Source organism: Moorena sp. SIO3B2 (genome assembly GCF_010692525.1).
Classification (GTDB): Bacteria; Cyanobacteriota; Cyanobacteriia; order Cyanobacteriales; family Coleofasciculaceae; genus Moorena; species Moorena producens.
Genome location: NZ_JAAHHE010000554.1, coordinates 1 through 3,193, shown reverse-complemented (window position 1 = coordinate 3,193; position 3,193 = coordinate 1). Strand labels below are relative to the sequence as shown.

Sequence of the window (3,193 nt, the reverse complement as noted above, 5' to 3'; positions counted from 1 at the left end):
GCTGCTAACAAGGGAGATAAACGCATTGTGTTGTTTGTTTTTGACACTTCCACACACCATTCCTATTGGGTCATTGGTCATTGGTAAACTCTCAGTAAGCCATTGATTACTGGTTGACGGAGGGCTAACAACTCCAGTGCCATAGGAGCAACTATTATATTAGTTATTAGTTGTCAGCCACAGTACCATGACTGAACACTTGACCTAAGCAAGCAATGCGCATGCCTGTTGTCTATTTTCGTTCGTCTGTGGTTATTTTTACCAATGTGCTAAATTTTTTTGGGTTACGGGTTAACGATGGCATCAATCCCGTCACTTGTTTTTACCCTGTCAGATCTAGTCAGAGGCTGATTAGAGTTTGCTCTCAAGAACTTTTTGTAGGACTTGCTGATAGGCTTGTTCTACATTTCCCAAGTCCTTGCGAAATCGGTCTTTGTCCATCACTCGACGCTCCGGATCAGTTTCGGCTTGGTTCCAAAGGCGGCAGGTATCAGGACTGATTTCATCGGCTAATAGTAGTTCTTCAGACGGGGTTAGACCAAACTCCAACTTGAAGTCTACTAGAGTAATGCCACACTGATAGAAGAAGTCAGTCAGAATTTGGTTAATTCGCAACGCTTGCTCAATCAGTTGCTTCAACTGCTCAGGCGTTGCTAGTTCCAGCAGTAGTAAGCGATCGCGTGTTAACAAGGGATCTCCTAAGTCGTCATTCTTTAAATAAAATTCCACTAGGGCTTTCGGGAGTACCCGACCCTCTGGTATTCCAGTTTGTTGACATAGACTACCAGCAGCAATGTTCCTGACTACCACCTCCAAGGGCACAATTTTTACCTGTTTGACCAACATTTGGTTGGGAGTAGGACGGTCAATGAAGTGTGTAGCTATGCCATTCTCTTCTAAGACTTTGAACAAATGAGATGCGATCGCACAATTTATCTCACCCTTCCCAGAAATCTGACCTCGCTTTTGGGCATTAAAGGCAGTGGCATCATCTTTAAAGTGAGTCAGTAGAATCTCTGGGTCATCGGTAGTATATAGGATTTTCGCTTTACCTTCGTAGAGTTTTTGATCAGGGGACATAATCAGTAAGATGATGGTTGACTGACAATATATTGACAGATATACCAGCCCTAAATGATTCGTAAAATATAGTGGCCACAGCCGACGCTATCGCGTTCGCTTTGGCCGTAGGCCAAAGCGAACGCCGAATCGCGCTTAAAGCAAGCCCAGCAATGATTTCAGATTTTGCATGTTTGACAACTGATTTAGGATTGCTATAGATCTTGACCAAAAATTTTGGGTTTAAAGCCCCGTCCTTCAAGGTACGGCTTTGATTTATAATTAAACCTAGCGGTTTTACGCATATATAAAAAGCGTAGTAGGTCGCTTCGGATAGCTTGAGCTCCGGAAGCAAAGTAGCAAAAATACGCGCATTTTTTATAAATGTTGAAGCCGTAGCACGACAATTGAATAAATTTCTCCCGGTGCACTTTCGCGCACCTTTCCAAACGCCGCCGGGCAGACGGTGTATGCTTGTGGAGGGTAAAGTCGTTGGACTCCCCGAGAAGCAATAATCCTCGCTGCGTGATTCAGGAGGAGTGTCAAAGATAGATTTAGCTATATCCGCGATTCATAAGGGGCTGTGTGCGCCACCTACGGGCGCACTTTATAAGCCCCCTCCCACACTAAACCAATCAACAAAAGATGTGGGGTTTATAACGGATCTAGCTAAAGTTTTTCAGCAAAGCAGAAAGCGATGCAGCAAGGGAACAGGGTACCTAACGCCGACCTGTGGGGGTTCCCACGGGTAAAACAGCGGTGCATTCACCTAGTGTCTCCAAAGGAGAATCGTGGTGTTTCGCAAACAGACACAAAACCACTCGCCCTTTGCATCAAGACAATGCCCTTGTGTTTTGGGCAGTACCGTAAAACCTGATGTCTATTACAGCAATCACAATCAGACAAAATCCGAAATTTGGTGGAGCGTGAGTTATCCTTTAATCAGTTAAGTTAAGGTTAGGTTAAAAACGTCTGGTGCAGGCAATAGCTATGGTAGATCCATCTGATTTTTTACACCCTCACAGTCCCTATCACGGTCAGTTCAAGCCAGAAAACGTGGTTTTTAACGCTAATTTACAGGAATTTGCTCAAAAAGTCAGCTACATCTGTAATCTGGAAACTGCTGGTAAGCTGCCTCCAAAAGAGGCTTACCAGCAGATTAAAAAACTCTGGAAAGAGTTGAAACAAAGCAAAAAGAGCCTGGGTATATAAAGGATGAAATACGTCATTCTTTACTTCGTGGTCATCGTGTAAACTCCATCCCAGGAATCATCAGGAGGATGATCACAATAGTTTTTAGCTCGGTTAATATGGGTCTTGACAGGCCGGTCATTTGGTTGTATATCTAGTGCATCAGTAAAATACTTGAGTGCCTGGTGAAAGTCTCGTTTGATGTAAGCATTACGCCCTGCTTGATACAAATCCAAGAACCGTTTTCTTTTATCGCTAAGGGATACGTCGGTTTTGCCAATTAATTCATAAATCCTAACCGCTTGGTTTTTACCTTTGACCCGGATTTGATCTAACTCCCGCACCACAATGCGATCGCGGCACAAATTATAGGTAGACTCACTCAAGATAATGTCGCAGCCATACTCTTTGGTAACGCTTTCGAGACGAGCACTTAGATTCACCCCATCTCCAATAACCGTATAGTCCATCCGTTTTTGGGAGCCGATATTGCCGGAAACCACTTCTCCAGAACTAATTCCCATTCCAATCCGGATTTCAGGTTGGTTGTTACGACTGCGATTGGAATTAAATTTTGCTAAGCGTGAGCGCATATCTAGAGCTGATTTGACAGCCTTCCAAGCATGATTTGGCAGGGGTAAAGGTGCTCCAAACACCGCCATCAAGGCATCTCCAATAAACTTGTCCAAGGTGCCATCATGATTGAATACAGCCTCTACCATGGTTTCAAAATACTTGTTGAGCAACGATACCACCTCTGTTGCTCCGAGATGTTCTGTTAGGTTTGTGTAGCCCCGGATATCGGAAAATAGAATTGTTACTTCTTGCTTCTTGCCCTGCATTAAGGTATCTTCCCCTAGGGCTAAGACTTGATCAGCAACCCGTGGAGTCATGTAGCGATACATGGCTGTCTTCATACGCTTCTCACGAGTCATATCTTCTA

At 44.1% G+C, this 3,193-nt stretch carries 3 protein-coding genes; 1 reads left to right on the top strand and 2 read right to left on the bottom strand.

Features of this window, described 5'->3' with window-relative positions; genetic code table 11:
- Positions 1 to 351: 351 nt before the first annotated feature.
- Positions 352 to 1,080, bottom strand: a complete 729-nt coding sequence (gene purC / locus F6K38_RS37845; protein WP_008180181.1) for a phosphoribosylaminoimidazolesuccinocarboxamide synthase — start codon at positions 1,078 to 1,080, stop codon at positions 352 to 354.
- A 969-nt stretch (positions 1,081 to 2,049) separates the two neighbouring features.
- Between purC and F6K38_RS37840 the strand changes: the two genes are divergently transcribed.
- A complete protein-coding gene (locus tag F6K38_RS37840; protein ID WP_008180180.1) occupies positions 2,050 to 2,271 on the top strand; it encodes a DUF7219 family protein in 222 nt (73 codons plus the stop codon).
- Between the two features lie 20 nt (positions 2,272 to 2,291).
- Here the strand turns inward: F6K38_RS37840 and F6K38_RS37835 are convergent.
- Positions 2,292 to 3,193: adenylate/guanylate cyclase domain-containing protein (locus tag F6K38_RS37835; protein ID WP_287360118.1), on the bottom strand; the 902-nt coding region annotated here is incomplete at its 5' end.

Excerpts from the sequence above, each read along its gene's own strand:
- purC (WP_008180181.1), bottom strand. The coding sequence starts at position 1,080 with ATGTCCCCTGATCAAAAACTCTACGAAGGTAAAGCGAAAATCCTATAT.
- F6K38_RS37840 (WP_008180180.1), top strand. The coding sequence starts at position 2,050 with ATGGTAGATCCATCTGATTTTTTACACCCTCACAGTCCCTATCACGGT.